Here is a 25209-nt window from a genome sequence, read left to right on the forward strand (position 1 = left end):
AGTATGAAAAAGCGTCTTTTATAAGGCGCTTTTTCTATTGGTATAAATTGCAATAAAAAAGACTCACAATTTTGTGAGCCTTTTTTATTAGATAAGAATGTTGAGAATTACTTTACAAATTCAACAATAGCCTCAAGTAATTCGGGAGCTAATTTTCTAGCAGTTTCGTTATAAGATTTAGAATTTTCTAAATTATCACCTTCTATAGGAACCAAGATATGATTCATTTTAGCAATAATTATTATTTCTGCTTTAGGAGCAGCTTCTTTTAAAAGCTTAGCTTCAGCCTCTGAAACCTGTAAATCTTTTGTGCCATTAATTATAAGTATTGGCATGTTCAATTTTTTAATTTCAACTTGAGGATTGTAAGACATCCAATTTGCAATAAACGGTTGTACATCTATATTAAATATAGAAGCTAAAGCAGGTGGGAAATCTGAAGTTGTTTTACCTCCTTGCAAAACTTTAAATACACGTTTGGTATCTTCTAAAAACATTGGTGCTGTTTTTTCTACTTGTTCAATAATAACCTTATCTATAGATTGTCCAGCTCCAGCTAGCGATATAAAACCATCTGCATTGCCCTTTGCAGCTAGCATTCCAACCATACTACCTTGGCTGTGTCCAGCAATGTATATTTTGTTATAGTTTTTAGTGTCTTTAAAATAAGTGAGTACAGATTTTGCATCTACTACAAAATCATCAAACATCATGTCTTTATCTACATTTCCTTTTCTTATTTGTTTTACTATGCGCTTATCGTAACGAAAGGTTGCAATGTTTTTTGCTGAAAGACCTTGTGCTAATTTTTTAAGTGAGTTACCTTTTAGAAAGTTCTGATTTCCATCGCGATCTGTAGGTCCAGAACCAGCAATAATAATTACCAAATTTGGTTTTTCAATACCATTAGGAAGTAGGAGCGTGCCATCAATTAGTTTGTTTATGGCAATTTCTTGAGCTGTATAGTTTTTTTCTTGAGCACTACTTAAACTCCCAACAAACAATAAAACAATTAGAAACTTTATTTTCATGATATATAGATTTAGACTTATTGTATTACAAAATGAATGCCATTTGTAATTTCTATAAAGCAAATTTACTGTTTAATATTTAACGAAAATAGTTTTTCACTCTTTATAGAGGTGTGTATTTCGTCGATTTTATGACTTATTTCGTCGTTAAATGTTAAAATTTAACGTATTTCATCGAAAAATGACGCTTTTAAACGTCCGTAAAGCAAAAACTATCCTACATTTGAAATGTACTAAGGGATATACTTTTTAGTCAATGGATTAATTAATTAATATTTGCACATCGCTTTAAATTGATATAGAAACCCTAAATCTAACCAAAGAATAAAACGCAAATACAGAAAACCAAAGTTGAGGGACTTTGGTTTTTTTTGTGCGTTATATTTAACGAATAACTCTAAAGGTTAGGTTAATTCTAGGTTTTACCTCTTTTTTAGTCTTTGCTATTTGGTGTAACCAATGGTGTTGTGTTTCGCCTTGCATTAATAATAGACTACCATTTTCTAATAATAATTTTTGATTTAAGCTCTTAACGTTTTTATGTTTTAAATTAAAGTAACGTGCTGCACCTAATGTTACAGAAGCTATAATAGGATTTTTACCTAACTCTTTTTCGTTATCTGCGTGCCAACTATTACTATCGTTACCATCTCGATACAAATTTGCCAAACAAGTTGTAAATTTTGCATCTGTTTTTGTTTCAATTTTAGACTTTATTTTTAATAAAAGACCAGTAAATGCTTCAGGACGCATTGTAATATTGGAATAACTGTATGGTTTGTTATTATTCCCAAAAAGTGCTGTTAACCTTGGTTGTTCATACGTTTTTCCATAGACAGTAATATTATCTTGTTTCCAATTGGTTTCATTTAGAATTGAACTGTAAAACGCATGTGCTTCAGTTTTAGAAAAGAAATTTGGAAAATAACTAATGTCTGAGTCTGGTAGATTGAGTGGTGTTTCTTCCGAATAAAACATAATTTTAATTAATTTGAAGGTACCAATATGCCCAATATATTAATGCTAATTGCAACGGAATTCGTAACAATAAAATCCATTTAGGTATTCCTGCCGATGCTTTTTTGCTGCTTAACATATAAAAGTGAACTAATAGAAATATGGTTAACATTACTATAATACCATAAATTGAAGCGTTTTTAAGTATTGGAATACATAAACCAATACCTAATGTAATTTCTGCAATTCCGCTAAGCAAAACCAATAGTTTATGGTTAGGTAAGTAGCGAGGCATAATACGTAAATATGCTTTGGGTTTAATAAAATGCATAATACCTGCAAAAATATACATAAAAGCCATTGCGTAAAGATGCCAAGGGAATACCATAGATAAATAATTATTTCTCTAAATTAGCATATAAATTCTGTATTATGAGATTTGCTTTTGGCTTTTTACTAACATTATATTCATTTGTGGCTTTTGCTCAATTACCTGAAGGTTTTGTGTACGCTAAAATAGAAATTCCTACAATACAAGTGGAGCTACAATATTGTGGCGATAACAATTTTGTTGGAGAAATTATAGATGGCTATAATGCTAATGTTGCTATAATGACAAAACAAACTGCTAGTGCTTTAAAAAAGGTGCAAACAGAATTAGCGAAGCAAAATTTATCTATTAAAATTTACGATTCTTATAGACCACAGCGTGCAGTAAACCATTTTGTGCGTTGGGCAAAAGTTGTTAACGATACTTTAATGAAACAACAGTTTTATCCAAGAGTGCAAAAAAAAAACTTGTTTAAGTCTGGATATATAGCTTCTAAATCTAGACACAGTAGTGGTAGTACTTTAGATATTACATTGGTTAATTTAAAAACTGGTGAAGCGCTTGATATGGGATCTCCTTACGATTTTTTTGGTAGTGAATCTTGGGTTGTAAATGCCAATTTAACAGAATCTCAATCTAAAAATAGGCAGATTTTACAGAGGGTAATGCTTAGCAATGGTTTTAGAAATTATGCTCAAGAATGGTGGCATTTTACTTTACGAGGAGAACCGTATAGAGACCAGTATTTTGATTTTTTGGTGGAGTAGTGGTAGGATTTCGTTTAACGCCTCACGGATTGGATCTCGTTTCAATGGATTTTATCCGTTGTTAGAGTGAGTGCCATTTGGCAGTCGCGACGAGTTTAATGCGTGAGGCGTTAGGAGGGAATGACGGAGGAATTCACTCCTAACGGTTATGTATATGATTTGGTGCGTGGTTTAAACAACTATTTTAGTAAACTAAAACATACCTTTTGAAAATCCTAAAGTTCTCCAAATAAACCAAAACTAGCAATAAATTATATACGGTGTTAGGTACAGTTTTATGTTAGCTTAATCCATTCATATTTACCGTTTCTAATTATACCTAGATCAAATTCAGAACCTATACCGTTACTTGGATTAGCTTCTGGATCTTTATGAACTTTGTTGTAAAATGAATTAAATATGTCAAGAAAATCTTGATTAGAATATTCGTCATATTTACTCCAAGACTTATATGAGTTGCTCGTTACTTCATTTATGGAAATATGTAATAATTCCATTAACTTAATACGTTGTTGTTCAGATTCGTAATTTAATCTACTTCCAATTTCATGATTCTGATGATCATAAATTATTTTGTTTTCATTAAAATATGCAGACTGGTTTGTGTCGAATTGTCCGCCAATGATAAATCCAGTTTTTAAAGGTCTATTTCGATTTTCAATCAGAATCCGATTGAGGTTATCAGCAATATCAACAACTGATTTATTTGAATTCTCTGAATAGAAATCACCTGCTAAATCTGTCATAGTCATTTCATTATTTATATCATAATCACCATGGTAAGAAAAGAAACTATTTTTATTTGCATAAATTTTTCGGGTGTTTTCAGATACTATTGGATTAGTTAATTTTTTATTAGTAAGTCTTCTGTCGCCAGCAATTACGTTGATGTTTTTAGTCCAAATATGTGTTATTAATGTCATGATTTTTTCGAATTGTGCCTAATGTTTCGTTGATATAAAATCGCAATGTTTTATATCAGACGTTAAACGAAGTTAGCCTAAAAAAATGAAAAAGTCAAGTTAGATTATTTCTTCAAATTACTAATTCGCTCCAATAAAGTAGGATGCGAATAATGCATAAAAACATAAGCAGGATGTGGCGTTAAATTACTCAAGCTGTTTTTAGAAAGTTTCTTAAGTGATGTAATTAAAGGTTCGGCTTTGTATGTGTTTTTAGCATAATCGTCGGCTTGGTATTCGAATTTTCTTGAAAACCAATTCATAATTAAACTTGTAATTGTAGAGATTGGAGAGTATAAAATACCAAATGCAATTAAGCCAATATGGAAACTAGGTTTCGAGACTCCTAAAGCTAGCGATAATAACGGATTAGAAATTAGAAGTGATAAAATGTATAAAGTAAAACCAGTTAAGAGTAAAGACGCTACAAGGTTAAAAATAATGTGTTTCTTTTTATAATGACCAACTTCGTGAGCTAAAACGGCAACTATTTCTTCTTCTTCAAGATCGTTAATTAGAGTATCGTAAAGTGTTACTCGTTTTTCGCTTCCAAAACCAGAAAAATAGGCATTGGCTTTGGTACTTCGCTTAGAACCATCGATAACAAAAATCTTATCTAAATTAAACCCAACAGTTTCTGCATAACTAGAAATAGCATTGCGTAAGCTACCAGATTCTAAAGGCGTTTGCTTATTAAATAATGGTACAATTAGTCTTGAGTAAAAGAGATTCATAAATAATGTAAATACTGCAATTAATGCCCAAGCATACATCCAGAATGTGTTTCCTGTAGTTTGGTAAAACCATGTTAGTAAAGCTAATATTGCGCCACCAACTACAATTGTCATTAACCAACCTTTTATTTTATCGATTACAAATAGCTTTTTTGTGGTTTTATTAAATCCAAATTTTTCTTCAATTACAAAAGTTCTATAATATTCAAAGGGTGTAGAAATTATATCGCTTCCTAACATAATAATCCCAAAGAAAATAAGTGTAATTACTATTTCGTTACTACTAAGGCTTCTTGCTAATTCGTCTATAAAAGCAAAACCATCTAAAAAGAAAAAAGCTAAAGTTGTTACTAAAGAAAAAGTAGCAGTTAATAGTGAAAACTTATAATTTGTTTTCTTATAGTCTTGAGATTTTTGGTATTCTTTGGTGTCGTAAACATCGCTTAATGTTTCAGGAATGGCATCATTATAATGTTTAGCATTTAAAACGTCTAAAATTTGATCGATGATAAAGCTAATAATCAGAATGACTATAAGAATGTAGAATAGAGTAGTTGAGGTCATAAATTGTAAAATATTTGATGAGATTGCCACGTCGCAAAAAAAAGCTTCTCGCAATGACAGATTTTATTTTGGAATTTTGATTTTAGTTTTTTTTTTTATTGCAATTTTTATTTAAAATCGCGTTGTCTTTTGGCTTCAAAAATTAAAATTCCAGCAGCTACAGATACATTCATAGAATCTATTGCGCCTTGCATAGGAATGCTAATGTTCTGCTTTGCAGCTTTGCGCCAAGCATCACTTAATCCCGTAGCTTCTGTGCCAACAACAATTGCAGTTGGTTGTGTGTAATCTTGTTTGTGGTACTCTTTAGATTCTTGTAAAATAGCAGAGTAAATATTAATATTTTTAACTTTAAGAAAAGCAATTATATCTTGGGTAGAACCAGTTGCAATTTGGCTGGTAAATACACAACCAACGCTAGAGCGTATAATATTTGGGTTGTATAAATCGGTTTTTGGATTTGCAATAATTACAGCATCTACATTGGCAGCATCTGCAGTACGTAAAATAGCACCAATATTTCCAGGTTTTTCGGGAGCTTCGGCAACAAGAATTAACGGATTGTTGTTTTTAAAGGTTAAATTTTCAATGTCGTTTTGTTTACTTTGGGCAATAGCAATAATACCTTCGGTAGTTTCTCTGTATGCTATTTTAGTGTAAACGTCTTTGCTTATTTCTATAATTTCGGTGTTGTTAATAGAAAGTGCTTTTAAATCTTCAGCAGAAAATAATTCAGCATAAAACAAAATAGTTTTTAGCGTGTAGTCGCCTTTTAGAGCTAATGTTATTTCTCGAGCGCCTTCAATTAAAAATAGTCCAGACTTTTTACGTTCGCGAGACTTCTCTTTTAATAAAACAATTTGTTTTATTAATGTGTTTTGGGTACTGTTTATTTGTTTATTAACCATTTAAGTAAAGAAATTCTTATATTTATACCTAAAACAAATTTACGCTAAATACCTTGTTCCTATAATATTCTAAAGTAGGAATTTTTACTTATTAATTGTTCTATAAGTAATAAGACCAATACAAACTAACATCACACTTATGAAAAAACAATTACTTTTTTTAGGATTCATCCTTTTCTCATTAAATTTCATGCATGCTCAAGTAGTTGCAAACACACCATCATTCTACACTATATGTGAAGTAAATACAGATGGTTATGCCGATTTTGATTTAGAATCGAAAACCAACGAGGTTATAGGTACTCAAGATCCTACAAGCCTAGTTGTTACTTATCACGAAACAAGTAGTGATGCTATTGCTGGAACTAATGAGTTAAGTAGCCCCTATTCTAATATTATTGCAAATCAACAAATTTTTGTTAGAATTACAGATACTTCTAGTGGTCTTTTTGATACAACAGATTTTTATATAAATACAGGAGAAGTTCCTAATATAGGCAGTTCTACATCAAATGAAGTTTGCGATGATAATAACGATGAAGTTAGTACTATAGATTTAACTTTAAACGATGCTTGGTTTGCAGGAGATACAAGTGTTTTTTATACAAGTTATTATCTAACACAAGCAGATGCTAGTAATGGAACGAATATTATTACTAATCCTACCGCATTTACAAATTTTTCTAATCCTCAAACACTTTTTGTTAGAGTAGAGGACCCAGCAACTTTATGCTATGAAACCTCTGCATTAACCATCCATGTTTTACCTAATCCTACTCCTGGCCTGCCAAGTGCAATAGAGGTTTGTGATAATGATGGTGCAGTAGATGGATTTTATACTTTTGACTTAACTGTTAATGAACCACAAATTTTTAATGGTGAACCATATTCTATTTCTTATTATGAAAGTATTACAGATGCTAATAGTGCTTCCAGTCCTATAACAAATCCTACCTATTTTTCGAATACAATGCAGTACCAGCAAGCGATATTTGTAAGAGTAGAAAGTACTGTGTCAGGATGTTTTACAATTATTGATTTCGATTTAATAGTGTCTCCAGTAGGTCTTGCATCAACACCAGACGATTTAGAAATTTGTGATGATGATGGAGATGGTTTTGCCGAGTTTGATTTAGACCAACAAAACCAACAAATTTTAGGAGGTCAAGATCCAAGTGATTTCTTTGTAATGCATTATGTAACGCAAGCAGATGCTGATGCGCAAATGAATCCTTTAAGTAGTCCTTATACAAATACAACTAATCCACAAACCATTTATGCTGTAGTACAGTCTGTTAATGGTAACTGTACATCTAATTCTGTAACGTATAATTTACTTGTAAATACATTGAACATTAATCCTCAAGCTTACGATATGTTTTCTTGTGGAAATGGAAATGGTGTTGGTTTTTTTGATTTAACAATTTACGAAGGCCAAATTACAAATGGAAATCCTGATTTAGTTGTTTCTTATTTTCAAAATATAAATGATGCAAATAATAATACAAACGTAATTACGAATCCTACATTTTACGAAAACTATAGCTCGTCTTTTTATCAAACTATTTATATAAGAATAGAAAACGTAAATTCCGGTTGTGTATATGTTAATAACAATACAGTGCTTTACTTAAATGTAAGTTTTTTACAAATTAATCAGCCAACACCATTAGTAGAAGAGGATCCAGATAATGATGGTTTTACTCCTTTTAATTTAATAGATAAGGATATAGAAATAACAAATGGTACAACAGGACTAACTGTTACCTACCATGAAAGTTTAGTAGATGCAGATAATGATGTTAACGCATTAGCCAGTCCATATATTAATGTTGTAGCAAACCAACAAACTGTATATGTAAGAGTAGAAAATATAAACGATGGTTGCTCAGCTCATGTAGAATTAGTATTACTTACAGAATATACAGCATTTCAAGTTAATCCTGCTACACTTGGTGTTTGTGGAACTACAGCAACTGGTGAGGCTGTTTTCGATTTAACCACTGCAAATCCAGACATCCTTAGTAATATTAATGCTAGTAATTATACTGTTGCATATTACCAAACTAATAACGATGCTAACGCGCAAACAAATGCAATAACAAATCCTTCGGCTTATACTAGTAATCTAAATACAACTACAGTTTATGCTGGTGTAACAGAAACTGGAACTGGAACTGGAGACTATGTAACTACAACAATTAGTTTAGTAATTAATACATTGCCTATTATTCAATTTAACGATAACTATTTTATTTGCCAAGGTGATACTTTGGAGTTAGCTCCATATACATTAACACAGCAAAATTGTATTTACCAATGGAATACAGGAGAAGATTCTCCAACAATACTTATTACTCAATCTGGAGATTATACAGTTACTATTACCAATACAATGACAGGTTGTATAAATATAGAAACAACAACTGTAGAAGTTGGTAATTATCCAACGCTAGGTACAGCAAGTGATTTAACATCTTGTAATCCTAACCAAGCTTACGATTTATCAACTACAATTCCTGAAATTTTAGATGGCTTAGACCCACTACAAAACACAATTACTTTCTATGAAAGTGCTTCAGATGCTGCTAGTCAGGTAAATGAAATAACAGATCCTTCAAATTATTTTCCGCAAAATGATAGTCAAAATATAACAGCTTCTGTAAGTTCTGTAACAAATAGTTGTTTTGCATTTTCATCTTTCAATGTAATTACTAGTACATGTCCTGTAACAGTAATATGTGGCCAGCCAGTAACAAATTCATTTTGTTATGAAAGCGATAATACAATTCAATATACCTACACAAGTAGTGGTGGTACACCACTTCAATTGGTTATTAATTCTGGTCAAGTTGAAGAAAACTACGATGCCTTAATCGTTTTAGATAGTGATGGCGTTACAGATTTAAATGCAGCAACACCTTACGGAAACGCAGGAGATGTAACTAATTTAGTGTTTGCAGCTTCTGGAGATACAATTATAATTTATGTGGATTCTGATGGTAGTGTAGACTGCCAAGGAAATAATTACTCGACAATAGATTATGTAGTAAGCTGTTTAGATACTTCTTCAATACCAACTTGCGATGCTGTAATAACAACACCACAAAATTTAGCAATAGATGTTAACGAAAACACAGATATCTCATGGACACTTGCTTCTGGATATGTAACAGGATATAATTTAACTCTTGTAACTTCTACAGGAGAGTTTGTATTAGATATGGTAGATGTAGGTAATGTTTCTACTTACAATGTTGGAACTTTAAATTACAACACAGGATATTTTGTTACAGTTACACCTTACAATCCAAATGGAAACGCAGATAATTGTAACGAAACAAGTTTTACAACAAGAGCAGATCCAAACGTAATGGTAGATTGTGCTTCTGGGCAACCTGTAAATACTAGTTTTTGTTATGCAAATGACGAAACATTACAATACAACTTTTCAAGTAACGATGGTTCAGCATTATACATTGTATTTAATTCTGGTTCAACCGAATTTAATTACGATGATCTAATAGTTTTAGATAGTGATGGAATAACAAACCTAAATGCGGATAATCCTTACGGTCTTAATGACGATGGAGATTTAACAGGATTAACATTTACAACCACTGGTACAACTGCAACGGTTTATATAGCGTCTGATGGTTCTGTAATTGGTTGCGAAAACGATACTATAGATTTTGATGTATTCTGTGCAAGTAGCATTGGGTTTATAGAAGTTAATGCTTTTTTAGATGACAATAACGATGGTGTTTTTAATGGAACAGATACTCCTTTTACCAACGGATTCTTTACTTACGAAATAAATAATGATGGTAATGTAAGTACAGTAAATTCTAATACAGGAAGCTTTACAATAGTAAACCAAATAGAAACAGATGCTTACGATATTACTTTTGCAGTAAATACAGGTTACGAGAGTTGCTTTACTATACCAACTGCATTGTTTGAAGATGTAACAGTTTTAAATGGTAGCACAGTAACAATAGACTTTCCAGTAACCGAGCAAATGTCTTGCGAAGATCTTTCAGTCTATTTAATACCATTTAGTGCACCAAGACCAGGATTTACTTATTGGAACGATTTAGTAATAGAAAATTTAGGTGCAACAACAATTACCTCTGGAACAGTAACATTTATAAATGATACAATTGTAGATTATGTAGATGCAACACCACAAAATAGTGGTTTAACAGTAGCACCAACTGCAACAGGAGCAATTGTAGATTTTACAAATCTTTTACCAGGAGAATCAAGAGTAGTTTGGTTTAAATTGTTTACACCAGCAACTGTAAACTTAGGAGAATTAGTAACTAGTTCTGTAGTCTATTCTACTGCTGCTAACGATGTGGTTAGCGAAAACAATGTATCTGTAGTAACCCAAGAAGTTATTGGCTCTTACGATCCAAACGATATTACAGAATCTCATGGACGAGAGATTGTTTATAACAATTTTATTACAACAGACGAGTACTTATACTATACTATAAGGTTTCAAAATATTGGTACTGCCGAAGCTATAAATGTTAGAATAGAAAACACAGTAGACACACAATTAGATTTAAGTACATTACAGTTTATTAGAGCAACACACGATGTGGTGATGATGCAAAACGCAAACCAATTAACTTGGACGTTTGATAACATAAACCTACCTGCACAAGCGCAAGACAATTATGGAAGTAATGGTTATGTTCACTTTAGAATAAAGCCAACTGCAGGTTATACTATTGGTACTATTATACCAAATACTGCCGAAATTTATTTCGATTTCAATGCACCAGTAATTACAAATACTTTCGAAACAGAGTTTGTAGTAGAAAGTCTATCTGTTGAAGAATTTAATACTAACTATTTTACACTATATCCAAATCCAGCAAGTAGCATTGTAAATATTAAATTAAATAACGCTTTACGCGGAAATGCCACTGTTGAGGTCATAGATGTTCAAGGTAAAATAGTAATACAAAATACTATAGATGAAACACTTCAGCTTAACGTTAAAAACTTAGAAGCAGGACTGTATTTTGTAAAATTGAAGCAAAACAAGAAGCAGTTCATTAAAAAACTAATAATAGAATAAGAAAAGATAAAGTTTTGTTAAAAGGCTTCAGTTAATTCTGAAGCTTTTTTTGTAAGTATTAGATTTGTTATTCGACATATAGAAAAACAAAAAATAATTATAATTGATGAAAAATTATAGTGTTGCAATAGCCTTATTACTTATTGTTACTGCATGTAAGCAAAACAAATCACCAGAACCTGTAATAACTATAGATTACAAAAAAGAAGTTTTAGACGTAACAACTTCTATTTATCCAGAAAACCTTACGAAAGTATTTAATGCACATGGAGGAATAGATGCATGGGAAACGATGAAGTCGTTATCTTTTACTATGGATAAACCAGACGGAAAAGAAGTTACATTAACAAACCTACACTCTAGAGAGGCTTTAATAGAAAGTCCAAAAGCAACTATTGGCTTCGATGGTAATAAAGCTTGGTTCTTAAATAAAATGGAAGGAGAGTATAAAGGTTATCCTCCAAAATTCTATTATAACTTAATGTTTTACTTTTATGCTATGCCTTTTATACTATCAGACGATGGTATTAATTATGCAGATGCAGAACCTTTGGTTTTCGGAGGCGTAACGTATCCAGGAATTCAAGTAACGTATAATGCAGGAGTTGGTGAAACACCAGAAGATCGTTATGTATTGTATTACAATCCAGAAACATATTTAATGGAATGGCTAGGTTATACAGTATCTTTTGTGCCAGGAATAGATAAAAAAGAATTACACTTTAGAAAATATGGAAATTGGCAAGAAGTAAATGGCTTACAATTACCAAAAACGATTACAGGTTATGGTTTTAAAAATGATAAGCCTACTGAAGCAAAAGCAACAACTAACTTTATTGATATTAAAGTATCTTCTTCTGCTGTAGATACGAAAGTATTTGCAAAACCAGAAAAAGGTGAGTTTGTAGAATAATATTTATAAAATATAACATAAAAAAAAGAGCCTTTCGGCTCTTTTTTTATTGGTTAATTCTAATAAAACCAGGACTTCGTGGATTGTGAAAATTTCAAGTAAACATAATGCGTTGTACTTCAGTATTTAAACTTGGTTGCATATCAATTTTTATATTCTTTAAAGATCTTCCAATGTTTTCAGTAGATATAATAAGTTGACCTTGTCTAATTTCGTCTATACGTTTCATCCCAAAGTTAATATTAGTGATGCTATTCGTAACTTTATCTAAATCTAAATAGACCTTATCAAAAGCACTAATGTTAATATTAGAAATAAATAAGGGTTTTGTATTCGTTTTTTGCTCTTGAGCAAAACCTAAAACGCTTATTAAGATAATGATTACAAATAAGAGGTTTTTCATAATTATTTATTTAAAAAACTACTCCTTATACTTTTTGCTATAACGTTTGTACAATTCCGTTTGGTGAGATTCTAAACTAATATCACGACCTTGAATGTACGCTTTTTCTAATTTATTTGTACGCATGTCTAAAGCATCGCCTTCACTTATAAAAAGAGTTGCATCTTTTCCAACTTCTAGCGAACCAACTTTAGCATCTACTCCTAAAATTTTGGCAGTGTTTAAAGTAATTAAACTTAAGGCTTGTTCTTTGTCTAAACCATAAGCAGCACAAGTTCCAGCTAAAAACGGAAGGTTTCTTGCATTCATACGCTCCATATCTCCTGCGTTTTCTAAACCAACTAAAACACCAGATTTTACTAGTTGGTTAGCTAGTTTAAATGGTAAATCGTAATCATCATCATCGTTTTTAGGTTTGCTGTGTACACGTTGTAATAAAACAGGAATATTGTTTTGTTTTAATAAGTGACTTACCTTAATAGCTTCGTAACCTCCAACAATTACAATATGGTTAATGTTATTTGCTTTTGTAAAATTAATAGCATCTGTAATACCTCTTTCACCATCAACGTGAATATATAGTTTTTTAGAACCATCAATTACTCCTTGTAAAGCTTCGAAAGGTAAATGTTTTGGAGATTTACTACTTGCTTGGTATGCTTTGCTTTCTGCAAAATAAGATGTTAATTCTTCAACTTGCTTTTTGTAACCTTTATTTTCTTTTAACATAGAAGGTTCTCCTTTCCACCAACGACCACGAGAGAATGGACTTGGCCAATTCATGTGAATACCGTCATCTGCCTTAATAGCTGCATCTTCCCAATTCCAAGCATCAAATTGTACTACAGATGAGGTTCCAGAAATACGTCCACCACGAGGTGTTATTTGTCCCATTAAAACACCATTAGGTCTCATAGACTCTACTACTTTAGATTCAGTATTATAAGCAATTAAACTTCTTATGTGTGGATTCATTGCACCAACTTCATCAACATCGTTACTTGCACGAACAGCATCAACTTCTACTAAGCCTAAAGTAGAATTTGGAGCTATAAAACCAGGGTAAATATGCTTGCCTTTGGCAAGAATTGTTTCTCCTTGACGTGCAATTTTCATCATGGCACTACCAACAAAAGTAATTTTACCATTGTTAAACATAATAAGCGAGTTCTCGATAACTTCTCCATTTCCTATATGTGCAGTTGCGCCTTCAATAGAAATAGCATTTGTTTGTTTAGAAGCTGGTGTTTGTTGAGCAATTGCAATTGCCGAAAGCAATAAGGCAAAAGCTAATATGTTATATTTTAATTTTTTCATTCTAATTATATTTTTTTATTTCCGCGGAAGCGAAAACCTTTTTTATTAATTTAAAAGTAAACCATTTGAGTAAGCCACTAGAGCAAGATATCAGACTAAACCATTTGAGTAAGCCATCCGAGTAAAACTGCCTACTGAACACTGTCTACTAATTTTAAAATTCTGAGTCACAATGAAAATGAGCTTTCTCTTTCTTTACAATAGGCTTTGTTTTTAAACCTTTGTTTTTAGCTTGAAGCATTAACGATGTTAATTCGTTTTTCTCTTTTTTTATAGATGCTCGTAATTGTTTATCACGATCGATATCAAAATAAGTAACACCTTCTATAATCGTTTTTTCTGCTTTAGCGTAAATAGACATTGGATGGTCGCTCCATAAAACAACATCTGCATCTTTTCCAACTTTAATACTGCCAACACGATCGTCGATATGTAATAGCTTAGCAGGATTTAGCGTCACAAATTTCCAGGCATCTTCTTCGCTTATATCTCCATATTTAACAGATTTTGCAGCTTCTTGGTTTAAACGTCTTGACATTTCGCCATCATCACTATTTATTGCAACAGTAACTCCTGCATTATGCATAATTGCTGCATTTGTTGGTATGGCATCGTTAACCTCATATTTGTAAGCCCACCAGTCGCTAAAGGTAGAACCACCAACACCATGTGCTTTCATTTTGTCTGCGACTTTGTAACCTTCTAAAATGTGTGTAAACGTATTAATGTTAAAGTTAAATTTATCTGCAACCTTCATTAACATATTAATTTCACTTTGTATGTAAGAGTGGCAGCTAACAAAACGTTCTTTGTTTAAAATTTCGGCAATTACTTCCATCTCAACATCTTTTCGGTAAGGTTGTCCGCTTTTCTTTTTTGCATCGTATTCTTTAGCACGCTGAAAATAATCGGTATAAACCTGTTCAACACCCATTCTTGTTTGTGGAAAACGAACTTTATTATCACTTCCCCAATTACTCTGTTTTACGTTTTCGCCTAAAGCAAATTTTATAAATTTAGGCGAATTTTTATATATTAGGTTATTAGCTGTTTCTCCCCATTTAAGTTTTATAATAGCAGAGCGTCCACCAATTGGGTTTGCAGATCCATGTAGCACTTGTGCAGAGGTAACACCACCAGAAAGGTTGTAATAGATATTTATATCTTCTGGGTTAATAACATCTTCTTGAGTTACTTCTGCTGTAGAATTATGTCCAGCTTCGTTAACCGACGATGTAGCAATATGCGTATGCTCGTCTATAATTCCAGAGGTTAAGTGTTTTCCTTCTCCATTTATAATTTGTGCATGCGATGCGTTGAGGTTTTGTCCTATTTTAGAAATTTTGCCGTCTTTAATTAATACATCTGTGTTTTCTAAAATGCCTTCTTTTTCATTAGTCCAAACTGTTACATTTTTAAATAAAAGTGTTTCTTGTTTTGGCAAAGCTTCAAAACCATAAGCCATGTTAGGGTAAGTTACAGGAAAGCGCTTTCCAGCTTTAGCAACAGTGTCCTTTTTGTCATCATCATCTTCTTTATTCTCATCTTCGTCTTTTTTATTATCAGATGTTTTAGAATCTGTTTTCTTTTTGGCATAGAAAGTTGTTTCATTTCCGTTAGGAAAAACAGCTTTTCCGTTAAAGGCAGAGGAGTTTTCTATGTTAGCAACCAAACGAATAAATTCTTGTTTAGTAGTATCTACTGTCGAAAATGTAAGATGCATCCAATCGTCACTAAAACTAATTTTAGAACCTAACTTTTTATCGTTGGCTTTAATTTCGGACTTTAGTTTTTCAATTTTTCCTTTAATAGTTAATTTGTAATCTGTGTTTCCTAAATTAAAAGTGTAATCTCCACGAATATCTGTAATATCCATTGGTTTTAATTCATTTTTAATACCAGTAACCCAGTTTTGGTAAATGGTAGTTTCCTTTTCGAATACATCTCCAGAGGTTACTAGGAAGTTAGCATAAGCTCCTGTTTTTAAGCTTCCTATTTCATTGCTCTTTCCAAGAATTTGAGCAGGAATAGTTGTTAATGCTGCTAATGCTTTTTCTTTAGATAATCCAGCTTCAATAGCTTTTAAAAGATTAGGCATAAATTCTTTTGCTTCTTTTAACTTGTATGTAGAAAGTGCAAAATTAACATTGTTATCTGCTAATATTTTAGGGTTGTATGGTTTCTGGTTCCATTCTCTTAAATCTGCTAAATCTACAGAATTAGCTAAAAACTGATTTTCCATATCGAAAGCATCTGGAAAGTTAAGAGGTAAAATAAAAGTGCCGTTAGTGGCTTTTATATCTTTTATGTATTCGTATTCATCACCACCACCAACAAAAACATACTGCGTATTAAATTGATCTCCAATGTTATCTAAACGCAAAGCATTCATTTTACTGCCAGCTTCAATAATTTGAACCTGATTTTTATTTCTGTTAAAAGCTTCTAAAGTTCTATCTGTTTCTTTTGCTGCTCCAGTGGCATACCATTTGGCATCCATATTTACTTGGCGAAGCAAAGCAAAAGCTCCCATTATTGAGGTTGGGTAGGCTTGTCTAGAAGTAGCACTCTTGCTTGTGCCTAAGTACTGTCCAGAATGCTCTTTTAATATTCTATTAGCATCACTGCCTTCGCTATTAAGTGCTATTAATGTTCCTGTACCACGAACAATACCATCATTAATATGTGTGTTAACTACTCCAAAACCAGCTTCCATTAATTTCTTAGCCTCTTTATCGTCGTACTTAAATTTGTCGATAGCATTTTGGTCTGCTCTAATATGGTCGTTCCAATAATAACCTTCTCTTCCAGCATCGTATTGTGGTCTACGCGAATGGTCTTCTGGTCTTTTAGGTTTTTCAACTCCAAAAGTAGAGTAGATGTCTATAAATGAAGGATAAATGCTTTTTCCAGATAAATCTGTAATAACCGCATTTTTAGGTATCGATACATTACTACCAATAGATACAATTTTACCATCTTTAATAACAATGGTTCCGTTCTCAATTACTTGAGTAGGTGAGACGTAAATTTTTGCGTTCGTAACCGCTGTGTAATTAGAACTAATGGTTTTTACACCATCATTCTTCGGAATGTTTTCTTGCGCAAAGAGACATAAATTGCATATTAGAAAAGCAAATACTAGAGATTTTTTAATCATAAATTGGTTTAAAAAGAGATTAGACACTAAATATAATAATTAGAAACCCTTTAAAGCAAATGATTATTGTTAAAGTGTTTTGTCTTGTAGGTAATTAACTAAAAGTGCAACAACATAACTGTAACTTTTCATGCCTCCTTTTTGGTTGTTGGCTTCTAAAAACGTGTTATAAGTTGAATGAAATAAAGGTTCTATTGGGTTTTTATGTGCATTCCAAAAGTCTCGAACGTCTTGATAGTTTTTTAAAACTCCAGGATTAATGGTTTGTACAAGCGCTTCGTATTGTTCTGGATTTCGTCTATAGATTTCATAAAGACAATGGCGTAAACCAAACGTGTAACCAGAGTATTTAAAATAGATATCCTCATTATTTGTAGCAGCTAAAAAGCCTATAAAATTTGCTTCATTTTCTGCAGCATAACCTAATTGGTGAGCCACTTCGTGAGATGCTGTAGTAGGAAACTTAAACACAGGTATCATACTATTTACTTGTGCTTCGTTAGATAACGGATTTAAATAACCGCTAAATCCCATATAAGTTAAAGGGAAGCTAAGTAACGATTTTTTTATGCTCTTACCTTTGTATTCCAATTGCGGAAACGTTTTTTGTAATGCCGTATAACCTTCGGGTACCTTAGACATTACTTGAGATTTAGAATAAGGGAATGCTACTTTTATAGTATCGTTTTTTGTAATTTTAAGATGAATTGCGTTAGATTTTGCGATAAGGTTTTCTGTAACCTTTACAAGAGTTTCGGTAGTATAATCTGCTTTTAAATTTAGGTTTTTATGAAGCGGTAATCGGTAATAATTCATTGCCCAAAACAAATGAAACGCGATATAAACGATAGATAATGCCGAAAACACATCTATTAACCAATTTCTAAAATCCTTAAAAATGCGCTTCCTATTAATAATAAGCCATCTTATACTATAGATAATTGCAAAGGCATAAACAAAGTCGCCAAAAGAAAATGGTAACCAACCTAAAGTATAACGAAACAATTTAGAGGTTAATGGGTATAAGCCTTTACTATAATAGGTTTCAATAAATTCTGGAAACTTAGCTAATAACTTTACTAATAGAAAAGCAGGAACTATGGCGAATGCAATTAATATTTTTTTGTTTTTCAGCATAATTCAAAAATAGTTAATTTTCTGTTAGATGGCTTTGCTTTTAACATCACCACAAGTCTTTTTTGTACTTTTGCAATTCATAAAATAAAATAATAGATGAATTCAGAAATAAGAGCTTTAGAACCAAAAGAATTGTGGAACAAATTTGCCGACTTAAATGCAGTGCCAAGACCTTCTAAAAAAGAAGAACGTGTGATTGCTTTTATGAAGGATTTTGGAGCAAAACTAGGTTTCGAAACGATAGAAGATGAAGTTGGAAATGTTATTATTAAAAAGCCAGCGACAAAAGGAATGGAAGATCGCGTAACTATTGTTATGCAATCGCATTTAGATATGGTACACCAAAAAAATGGTGATACTACTTTTAATTTCGATACTCAAGGTATCGAGATGCATGTTGAAGGTGACTGGGTAAAAGCAAAAGGCACAACTTTAGGTGCAGATAATGGGCTAGGAGTGGCAACAATTATGGCTATTTTAGAAAGTACAACTATCGCGCATCCTGCAATTGAAGCGTTGTTTACTATAGATGAAGAAACTGGGATGACAGGTGCAATGGGACTAAAAGGAGGCTTGCTTTCTGGAGGTATTCTATTAAACTTAGATACAGAAGAGGACGATGAAATTGGAGTAGGATGTGCAGGAGGAATAGATGTAACTGCTACAAGAACTTACGAAGAAGAAGAAACACCTGAGTTTAAAATTGGGTACCATATTGTTGTAAAAGGTTTACAAGGCGGACACTCGGGAATGCAAATTCATGAAGGTTTAGGTAATGCAAATAAAATAATGAACCGTTTATTATTTGATGGTTTCGAAAACTTTGGTTTACGTATTTCTGAAATAGATGGTGGAAGTTTACGTAACGCAATACCAAGAGAGAGTAATGCTACTGTTGCTATAGATGCTATGCATGAAGAAGCTTTTTCTACTGAAATGGATTTACTAATAAAATCTATTCAAACAGAAATGAAAACAATGGAGCCAGATTTAGAAGTCGTAATTTCTAAAGTGGATACTCCAGAAAAAATAATGGACTTAGGTGTTCAAGAAGGTATTACTCGTGCTTTATATGCAGCTTTAAATGGTGTGTTTAGAATGAGTGCAGATATTCCAGGTTTAGTAGAAACATCTAATAACGTTGCAAGAGTAATTATTAAAGATGGTGCTATTAAAGTGGGTTGTTTAACACGTTCTTCAGTAGAGAGTTCTAAAGACGATTTAGCAAATACTTTAAGAGCAACTTTTGAGCTTACAGGTTGTGAGGTTGAGTTGTCTGGAGATTATCCTGGTTGGGCACCAAATATGGAGTCTTCTATATTAAAAGTATTAAGTAGTTTATACGAAAAAATAAACGGAGAGAAAGCAAACGTTGCTGCATGTCACGCAGGATTAGAATGTGGTATTCTTGGTCAAAACTATCCAGAGATGGAAATGATTAGTTTTGGACCTACTATTAAAGGAGCACACTCTCCAGATGAAAGAGCAAGTATTTCTTCGGCTAAAAAATATTGGAACTTTGTTTTAGAGATTTTAAAGGAAATTCCTAAAAAGTAATGTATTAGAAGATTCACTTATTGAATTTCTAAATAAGTAAAATAGAAAAGCACAGTTTTAGGACTGTGCTTTTTTTTGTTTTATGTTGGATTTTGGAGCGGTTCGTTTAACGTTTAGTATATGAAAAGTAGGCGATTGCAAAGCATAAAAACTTTCTATTGAGAACAAAATGGACATGAGTCAAGAGCCTCAAATTTGGAAATATTTCGTCTATTTTTTATATACATTGTTGGCATTTCGTTTTCTTGTTTATCATATTTCAGATAAAACTTTAAATTTCAGAAGGTGTAATTGTGTTAGTAATATTTTTTTTAAAATGATAGTAATTATTACGGTCTATTCTTTTACAATTTTATATGATTTTGAAAAGTTAGAATCTTCATCTGTTACTTTTAACAAATAAACAGCATTTGGTAAATATAACATTTCAATGGATGATTTTTTTGTTCTCAAAATTCGTTGTCCAAAGAGATTATATAACTCATATGACAGGTTTCTATCGGTAGATATTTTCAATATTGAAGCTGTTGGATTAGGATAAATTTTAATTTCCTCAAGTTCATTCCCAAAATCTTCCACAGGTAATGTGATTCCATCTCCACTTGCTGTTATTGATAAAAAGTCAATTGAAGAGAAGGTATAAGTAATTGTGTTTAAAGCTTGGTCAATTGTTCCTGTAAATGGTGCCCATATTCCGCTAGGGCTTTCCTTAACTTGGAGTTTAAGAGTACTCTCATTTGCACCACTATTTAGAAGTTCAATATCTTCATAATGAAAAATCATAGTGCCCTCAAAACCATTCATGGCATTTGAATTATTATAAACTCTATCTATACTGATTCCATTGGAACCTGTGATAGGGGTTTCTGATTTGGTAATAGTTATTGCTCCAGAAACATCATAAGTTGTTGAAGGAGCTAATTCTAGGCCTCCAATATTTAAAGAGGCTCCATTTTCAATAGTAATTTTACTAGAATTATCCACAGCTAATTCTTGTGCATTAATAAAGTTTGAATAAAGAAATAAAATAAGTAGTATTTTTTTCATAATTAAAGTCTTTCTAATGATTAGTTTTATTTAAGGTGTGTAATTACCGCCAATTATCACCCATGTAGTAATAGAAAGAGAACCTGTTTGAAATATTGCCTGAAGTTTTATAAACTCCCAATTGGTGTCTAATGTAATACTTGAATTACCGTCAATTTGCTCACTATTTCCTGTTACAATATTTACTTGACCAGTAGCAATCATTCCAGCTTTAATTATATATATCCTTCCGTGAGTTTCTGATGTAATTGTAGGTAATGTTACTGTTGTTGTTCCTCCATCCGCACAAATTAAGGTGTGGTCAGACTCATCTAAAGTTATTGCATTTGCTAATGTTGCTTTAGCGGGTGTGCTTAGACTTCCATTAAGGATAGTTGCTCCATTTGATTTTATTGTCATCAAGTTAGTAGCTACACTATTGTCAATTTTAAAATCACCATTAGCACCTAAAGTATTTGTTATATTTTGTGCTTGTGCGTTATTATTAAATAGAAAACTTACAATAAAGAGTAGTGTAAAGAGGTTTTTCATAATTATTAATTTTTGTTAAGAGTTTATTTTAAACTGTAATTTAGGGTTTTTATTCGAGATTTCATCATGTTTAATGAATGCCAACAATTAAACTGATACACAACCGTTTCAATGTTTTATATCATACGTTAAACGAAGTTCGACTATTTTTTTTGACAAAGTCAAGTTTAGCTATTGCTTGCTCTAGTGTTAATATAAAAACTAATAAAAGTAATGCTATTTTTATATTCCGATTAAAACGAAGTCTTTTCTTTAAAAAAAAAAAGCCCTTCAGAATAAACTGAAAGGCTTTTTTTGTAAAAATATTTTAGAATTTTATTACTGTATACCTGAGATTTCGATATCAAAATATAAATCTGTATTTCCTGGAACCTTTGGTGGTCGTCCACCTGCTCCATATCCTAAATAACTAGGAACATAAACTCTTGCTTTGTCTCCTACATTCATTCTTAGCATTGCTTCTCTAAATCCAGCAACCAAACCAGCAGATTCATTGTAAATCATTGGAAACGGCTTATAAGCACCTCCTTTGTCTTGTTGCTCATCGTATTGGTTCATTTTTTTAGCAATATCTACGTAAGTAGTATAAAGTAAGTTATCATTCATAAAGTAAGCGCTACAATTAACTAATACTTTATCTGTAGTATTAGGCTTTACACCGTTTTTAATTTTGTTATGAATCATAACTATTCCTGTTGGAGATTCGAAAATCTCACCTTCTAAACCTGTATTAGCTTTAATAAAATCTTGAGCTGCTGCCTTAGATTTCTCTTTTGCTAGCGCTTCTTGTTTTGTCTTCATATCAATTAAACGTTGAGGTAAAAGAGGTTCTAGCTCTGTAAATACTTTAGTAGCATCAAAAGCTTTAGCACTTTTGCCTTTACGGATAATTGTTACTTTGTTAATAACAACATCTTCTAACGGTCTATTAACTCTACCACGTTCTTTAGAAACTGGTAGATTAGAAATAGAATCTTGAACTTCAAGACCTTTAACTAATTCTCCAAAAACAGGATGACAACTTACACGTTGGCCATCACAATTCTTTAAACTTCCATCTGCAGTAAAAGCATCTAATTTAGTAAATGGAATTTCTGTAATAAAAAACTGAGAACCGTTTGTATTTAAACCTCCAGAATTTGCCATAGATAATATACCTGCTTTGTCGTGGCTTAAGCTTGTGTCAAACTCACTATAGAATTTATATCCAGCACTTCCAGTTCCTGTTGCAGTTGGATCTCCACCTTGAATCATGAATTTATCCATAACACGATGAAAAATAATACCATCGTAAAAAGGTTTTCCTTTTAAAGAATCTGCTAAACTTGGGTGAGTACCTTCTGCTAAACCAACAAAATTGGCAACAGTAACAGGTGCTTTTTCATAATATAATTTTGCAACCATTATACCTTTAGTGGTATTAATTTCTGCGTACAATCCATCTTCTAAATCTGGATACTGATCTTGACAAGATGATGCGCTCATGCTTACCAATAGGGCAATAATAAAAAGTTTCATAGTGTGTTTAATGTTATTCATTTTAAAGATATTATTTTTTTGTGATTGAATTTACTGTTACTTGACTAATTAAAGGTGTGTTTCTACCAATTTTATTTTCATCTCCATAATAGCCATACGCTTTTTGCGATGGGAATATAAAGGTGTATGTTTCTCCTGCTTTCATTAATTTTAAACCTTCGCGCAAACCTGTAAAAAGTTCTTCTTGGTCCATGGCGTAGTTTCTATTTTTTAATTCTGAAGCTGTATAAATAGTTTGACCATTTAAGGCTTTAAGATTAAAATCGAAATTAACAACATCACTAAATTCTGCTAATTTAGAAGTTTCGTTTCCAGTAACTACAGAATCTTTAGCAATCCAAAAACCAAATTCTGAAGCCGTAAATTGTTTAGTGTCTTGAGTTTTAATGTATGCTTGGATAGCTTTTTCTTCGGTTTCGTAAAGTTTTTTATTACGTATTACAGATTCCTCGATTGAAGATCCTGTTTTTACAGTCTCTGGTTTTCGAGCTTCTGGTGTTTTACAAGCGAATATACATGTAAAAGCAAAGAGTAAAACTACAAGTTTATTCATTATTAAGGGCTTTACTATAAGCTGGTAATATACTAATAAATTTTTCAACTGTAGATTCTAAAGAGGTGTCACTTTTTCCACCAGCTGCGTTTGTATGTCCTCCACCTTGAAAGTGAGCACGAGACAATTCGTTTACAGAAAAATCGCCTTTAGAACGTAAAGATATTTTAACAATACCTTGTTTTTTATCTTCAATAAAAATAGCAGCTAAAACAGTTTTGTCTAGAGATAATGCATAATTAACAAAACCTTCGGTGTCTCCTTTTTTATAATCTAAATCTTGTAATTCCTTTTGAGATAGCGTAATATAAGCAGCTTTGTGCTCTGGCAATACTCTTAAATTACTTAATGCACAACCTAATAATTGTAGTCGGTTATAGCTATTTGTATCATATACATTATTATGTATTGCTGTATTATCTGCTCCTTTATCTATTAAACTAGCAATAATTCTATGTGTTGTACTTGTTGTAGAACGAAATCTAAACGAGCCAGTATCTGTCATAACTCCAACATAAAGACAGGTTGCTATTTCTGTATTTACTTTATCTAAAGCATCAATTTTATCTAAAAAATGATATACCATCTCACAAGTAGAACTCATAGACACATCGCTAAACATATATTTGGCGTAGTCGTCTGGTTGTTGGTGATGGTCAATCATTATTTTTAAGCCCTTACTATTTGCTAAAACAGATTCCATGTTACCTGTTCTATGGAATGCATTAAAGTCTAAGGTAAAAATAATATCTGCATCGTTAATAAACGCTTCAGTTTTTTCCTTTTCAGTTTCGTGAATTTCTACAGTTTCTACACCTGGAAGCCACTTTAAAAAGTCAGGAAAATCGTTTGGAGCAATAATTTTTGCATCGTGATTTAATTGAAGTAAGTAGTGTAAAAGACCTAAAGTAGAGCCAATGGCATCTCCATCTGGATTTTTATGTGGTATAATTGCAATTTTTTTAGGAGTTGCTAAAAGTGCTTTAATCTCCAAAATATCTTGTGTATTCATAGGTCGCGAATATACAAATTTTTAATATTGATTTATAGTATGTTTGCTTTGGAAATGCTTTGTGAGAAAACAATTATTTTTTCTTTTAAGATAAAATAGAAACTAAAAAGGGATGTTTTATTACTGTTATTTTAATGTAGAAAAGGTATGTTATTGTTTTTCAATAGAAAAATACTACTTTTGCACAAAAATTTATAAAAATTTAAAATGGCAACAAATAGAACATTTACAATGCTTAAGCCTGATTCAATTGAAAAAGGAAATATTGGAGCAATCTTAGAAAAAATTAATGCTTCTGGTTTTAGAATCGTAGCAATGAAATTAACGCAAATGACTACTGCAGACGCTGAAGCATTTTACGCAGTTCACAACGAAAGACCTTTCTTTGGTGAATTAGTAGAATACATGACACGTGGACCTATAGTAGCTGCAGTCTTAGAAAAAGAGAATGCTGTTGAAGATTTTAGAACTTTAATTGGTGCTACAAATCCTGCAGATGCTGCAGATGGTACTATTCGTAAATTATATGCTGCTTCAATTGGAGAAAATGCTGTACACGGAAGTGATAGTGACGATAATGCTGCAATAGAAGGTGCTTTTCATTTCTCAGGAAGAGAGATGTTCTAAGCATTTAGACGATAAAAACTAACGTTTAAGCCTAACTTTAACACAGTTAGGCTTTTTTTGTACC

20 protein-coding genes are annotated in these 25209 nt (G+C 32.0%); 5 read left to right on the plus strand and 15 right to left on the minus strand.

Features of this window, described 5'->3' with window-relative positions:
* Positions 1-107: 107 nt before the first annotated feature.
* From CW733_RS01330 to CW733_RS01340, 3 genes are all read right to left on the minus strand, one after another.
* Positions 108-1031 carry an alpha/beta hydrolase gene (locus CW733_RS01330; RefSeq protein ID WP_100994974.1) on the minus strand — a complete coding sequence of 308 codons (924 nt, stop codon included), beginning with the start codon at positions 1029-1031 and terminating at the stop codon, positions 108-110.
* Between the two features lie 384 nt (positions 1032-1415).
* On the minus strand, positions 1416-2009 hold the full coding sequence (locus tag CW733_RS01335) for an alpha-ketoglutarate-dependent dioxygenase AlkB (RefSeq protein WP_100994976.1): 594 nt from the start codon (positions 2007-2009) through the stop codon (positions 1416-1418).
* Positions 2010-2013: 4 nt separating this feature from the next.
* A complete protein-coding gene (locus tag CW733_RS01340) occupies positions 2014-2376 on the minus strand; it encodes a DoxX family protein (protein ID WP_100994978.1) in 363 nt (120 codons plus the stop codon).
* Between the two features lie 44 nt (positions 2377-2420).
* On the opposite strand from CW733_RS01340, the gene CW733_RS01345 reads away from it, so the two are divergent.
* Entirely contained in the window at positions 2421-3086 is a 666-nt protein-coding gene (locus CW733_RS01345) for a M15 family metallopeptidase (protein ID WP_100994980.1), read from the plus strand.
* A gap of 275 nt (positions 3087-3361) precedes the next feature.
* Here the strand turns inward: CW733_RS01345 and CW733_RS01350 are convergent, their stop codons facing one another.
* The 3 genes from CW733_RS01350 to CW733_RS01360 form a co-directional block, all read right to left on the minus strand.
* A complete protein-coding gene (locus CW733_RS01350; protein WP_100994982.1) occupies positions 3362-4009 on the minus strand; it encodes a hypothetical protein in 648 nt (215 codons plus the stop codon).
* 104 nt (positions 4010-4113) lie between these two features.
* On the minus strand, positions 4114-5346 hold the full coding sequence (locus CW733_RS01355; protein WP_100994984.1) for a M48 family metallopeptidase: 1233 nt from the start codon (positions 5344-5346) through the stop codon (positions 4114-4116).
* Positions 5347-5453: 107 nt separating this feature from the next.
* A complete protein-coding gene (locus tag CW733_RS01360; RefSeq protein WP_100994986.1) occupies positions 5454-6254 on the minus strand; it encodes an RNA methyltransferase in 801 nt (266 codons plus the stop codon).
* A gap of 139 nt (positions 6255-6393) precedes the next feature.
* Here CW733_RS01360 and CW733_RS01365 point away from each other — a divergent pair, with 139 nt between their 5' ends.
* Positions 6394-11349, plus strand: coding sequence for a T9SS type A sorting domain-containing protein (locus CW733_RS01365; protein ID WP_100994988.1), 4956 nt, complete (start codon positions 6394-6396; stop codon positions 11347-11349).
* A gap of 106 nt (positions 11350-11455) precedes the next feature.
* Complete coding sequence (locus CW733_RS01370; protein ID WP_100994990.1) at positions 11456-12262, plus strand: DUF6503 family protein; 807 nt, start codon at positions 11456-11458, stop codon at positions 12260-12262.
* A 94-nt stretch (positions 12263-12356) separates the two neighbouring features.
* Here the strand turns inward: CW733_RS01370 and CW733_RS01375 are convergent, their stop codons facing one another.
* The 4 genes from CW733_RS01375 to CW733_RS01390 form a co-directional block, all read right to left on the minus strand.
* A complete protein-coding gene (locus tag CW733_RS01375; protein ID WP_100994992.1) occupies positions 12357-12665 on the minus strand; it encodes a hypothetical protein in 309 nt (102 codons plus the stop codon).
* 18 nt (positions 12666-12683) lie between these two features.
* The gene (locus tag CW733_RS01380) at positions 12684-13982 is read right to left on the minus strand and encodes an amidohydrolase family protein (protein ID WP_100994994.1); all 1299 of its coding nucleotides are present in this window, start codon (positions 13980-13982) and stop codon (positions 12684-12686) included.
* A 154-nt stretch (positions 13983-14136) separates the two neighbouring features.
* On the minus strand, positions 14137-17142 hold the full coding sequence (locus tag CW733_RS01385) for an amidohydrolase family protein (protein WP_100994996.1): 3006 nt from the start codon (positions 17140-17142) through the stop codon (positions 14137-14139).
* A 69-nt stretch (positions 17143-17211) separates the two neighbouring features.
* Positions 17212-18279, minus strand: coding sequence for a DUF3810 domain-containing protein (locus CW733_RS01390; RefSeq protein WP_100994998.1), 1068 nt, complete (start codon positions 18277-18279; stop codon positions 17212-17214).
* Positions 18280-18375: 96 nt separating this feature from the next.
* Between CW733_RS01390 and CW733_RS01395 the strand changes: the two genes are divergently transcribed.
* Complete coding sequence (locus tag CW733_RS01395; RefSeq protein ID WP_100994999.1) at positions 18376-19836, plus strand: aminoacyl-histidine dipeptidase; 1461 nt, start codon at positions 18376-18378, stop codon at positions 19834-19836.
* A gap of 336 nt (positions 19837-20172) precedes the next feature.
* On the opposite strand, the gene CW733_RS01400 is transcribed toward CW733_RS01395, so the two are convergent.
* The 5 genes from CW733_RS01400 to CW733_RS01420 form a co-directional block, all read right to left on the minus strand.
* A complete protein-coding gene (locus CW733_RS01400) occupies positions 20173-20883 on the minus strand; it encodes a T9SS type A sorting domain-containing protein (RefSeq protein WP_100995001.1) in 711 nt (236 codons plus the stop codon).
* Positions 20884-20913: 30 nt separating this feature from the next.
* Positions 20914-21414, minus strand: a complete 501-nt coding sequence (locus CW733_RS01405; protein ID WP_100995003.1) for a hypothetical protein — start codon at positions 21412-21414, stop codon at positions 20914-20916.
* Between the two features lie 318 nt (positions 21415-21732).
* The gene (locus CW733_RS01410; protein ID WP_100995005.1) at positions 21733-22953 is read right to left on the minus strand and encodes a peptidylprolyl isomerase; all 1221 of its coding nucleotides are present in this window, start codon (positions 22951-22953) and stop codon (positions 21733-21735) included.
* 10 nt (positions 22954-22963) lie between these two features.
* A complete protein-coding gene (gldI, locus tag CW733_RS01415) occupies positions 22964-23506 on the minus strand; it encodes a gliding motility-associated peptidyl-prolyl isomerase GldI (protein ID WP_100995007.1) in 543 nt (180 codons plus the stop codon).
* Positions 23499-24518, minus strand: coding sequence for a bifunctional oligoribonuclease/PAP phosphatase NrnA (locus tag CW733_RS01420; RefSeq protein WP_100995008.1), 1020 nt, complete (start codon positions 24516-24518; stop codon positions 23499-23501). Before CW733_RS01420 ends, gldI begins: the two co-directional genes overlap by 8 nt.
* 207 nt (positions 24519-24725) lie before the next feature.
* On the opposite strand from CW733_RS01420, the gene CW733_RS01425 reads away from it, so the two are divergent.
* Positions 24726-25145 carry a nucleoside-diphosphate kinase gene (locus CW733_RS01425; RefSeq protein WP_100995010.1) on the plus strand — a complete coding sequence of 140 codons (420 nt, stop codon included), beginning with the start codon at positions 24726-24728 and terminating at the stop codon, positions 25143-25145.
* Positions 25146-25209: the final 64 nt, after the last annotated feature.

It is taken from the genome of Lacinutrix sp. Bg11-31, from assembly GCF_002831665.1.
Taxonomy (GTDB): domain Bacteria; phylum Bacteroidota; class Bacteroidia; order Flavobacteriales; family Flavobacteriaceae; genus Lacinutrix.

What these genes read in the sequence shown, in the direction of transcription:
- CW733_RS01400 (WP_100995001.1), bottom strand. Translation starts at nt 20,883, where the DNA reads ATGAAAAAAATACTACTTATTTTATTTCTTTATTCAAACTTTATTAAT.
- CW733_RS01405 (WP_100995003.1), bottom strand. Translation starts at nt 21,414, where the DNA reads ATGAAAAACCTCTTTACACTACTCTTTATTGTAAGTTTTCTATTTAAT.
- CW733_RS01355 (WP_100994984.1), bottom strand. Translation starts at nt 5,346, where the DNA reads ATGACCTCAACTACTCTATTCTACATTCTTATAGTCATTCTGATTATT.
- CW733_RS01390 (WP_100994998.1), bottom strand. Translation starts at nt 18,279, where the DNA reads ATGCTGAAAAACAAAAAAATATTAATTGCATTCGCCATAGTTCCTGCT.
- gldI (WP_100995007.1), bottom strand. Translation starts at nt 23,506, where the DNA reads ATGAATAAACTTGTAGTTTTACTCTTTGCTTTTACATGTATATTCGCT.
- CW733_RS01375 (WP_100994992.1), bottom strand. Translation starts at nt 12,665, where the DNA reads ATGAAAAACCTCTTATTTGTAATCATTATCTTAATAAGCGTTTTAGGT.
- CW733_RS01345 (WP_100994980.1), top strand. Translation starts at nt 2,421, where the DNA reads ATGAGATTTGCTTTTGGCTTTTTACTAACATTATATTCATTTGTGGCT.
- CW733_RS01385 (WP_100994996.1), bottom strand. Translation starts at nt 17,142, where the DNA reads ATGATTAAAAAATCTCTAGTATTTGCTTTTCTAATATGCAATTTATGT.
- CW733_RS01420 (WP_100995008.1), bottom strand. Translation starts at nt 24,518, where the DNA reads ATGAATACACAAGATATTTTGGAGATTAAAGCACTTTTAGCAACTCCT.
- CW733_RS01330 (WP_100994974.1), bottom strand. Translation starts at nt 1,031, where the DNA reads ATGAAAATAAAGTTTCTAATTGTTTTATTGTTTGTTGGGAGTTTAAGT.
- CW733_RS01340 (WP_100994978.1), bottom strand. Translation starts at nt 2,376, where the DNA reads ATGGTATTCCCTTGGCATCTTTACGCAATGGCTTTTATGTATATTTTT.
- CW733_RS01370 (WP_100994990.1), top strand. Translation starts at nt 11,456, where the DNA reads ATGAAAAATTATAGTGTTGCAATAGCCTTATTACTTATTGTTACTGCA.
- CW733_RS01395 (WP_100994999.1), top strand. Translation starts at nt 18,376, where the DNA reads ATGAATTCAGAAATAAGAGCTTTAGAACCAAAAGAATTGTGGAACAAA.
- CW733_RS01350 (WP_100994982.1), bottom strand. Translation starts at nt 4,009, where the DNA reads ATGACATTAATAACACATATTTGGACTAAAAACATCAACGTAATTGCT.
- CW733_RS01380 (WP_100994994.1), bottom strand. Translation starts at nt 13,982, where the DNA reads ATGAAAAAATTAAAATATAACATATTAGCTTTTGCCTTATTGCTTTCG.
- CW733_RS01425 (WP_100995010.1), top strand. Translation starts at nt 24,726, where the DNA reads ATGGCAACAAATAGAACATTTACAATGCTTAAGCCTGATTCAATTGAA.
- CW733_RS01335 (WP_100994976.1), bottom strand. Translation starts at nt 2,009, where the DNA reads ATGTTTTATTCGGAAGAAACACCACTCAATCTACCAGACTCAGACATT.
- CW733_RS01360 (WP_100994986.1), bottom strand. Translation starts at nt 6,254, where the DNA reads ATGGTTAATAAACAAATAAACAGTACCCAAAACACATTAATAAAACAA.
- CW733_RS01365 (WP_100994988.1), top strand. Translation starts at nt 6,394, where the DNA reads ATGAAAAAACAATTACTTTTTTTAGGATTCATCCTTTTCTCATTAAAT.
- CW733_RS01410 (WP_100995005.1), bottom strand. Translation starts at nt 22,953, where the DNA reads ATGAATAACATTAAACACACTATGAAACTTTTTATTATTGCCCTATTG.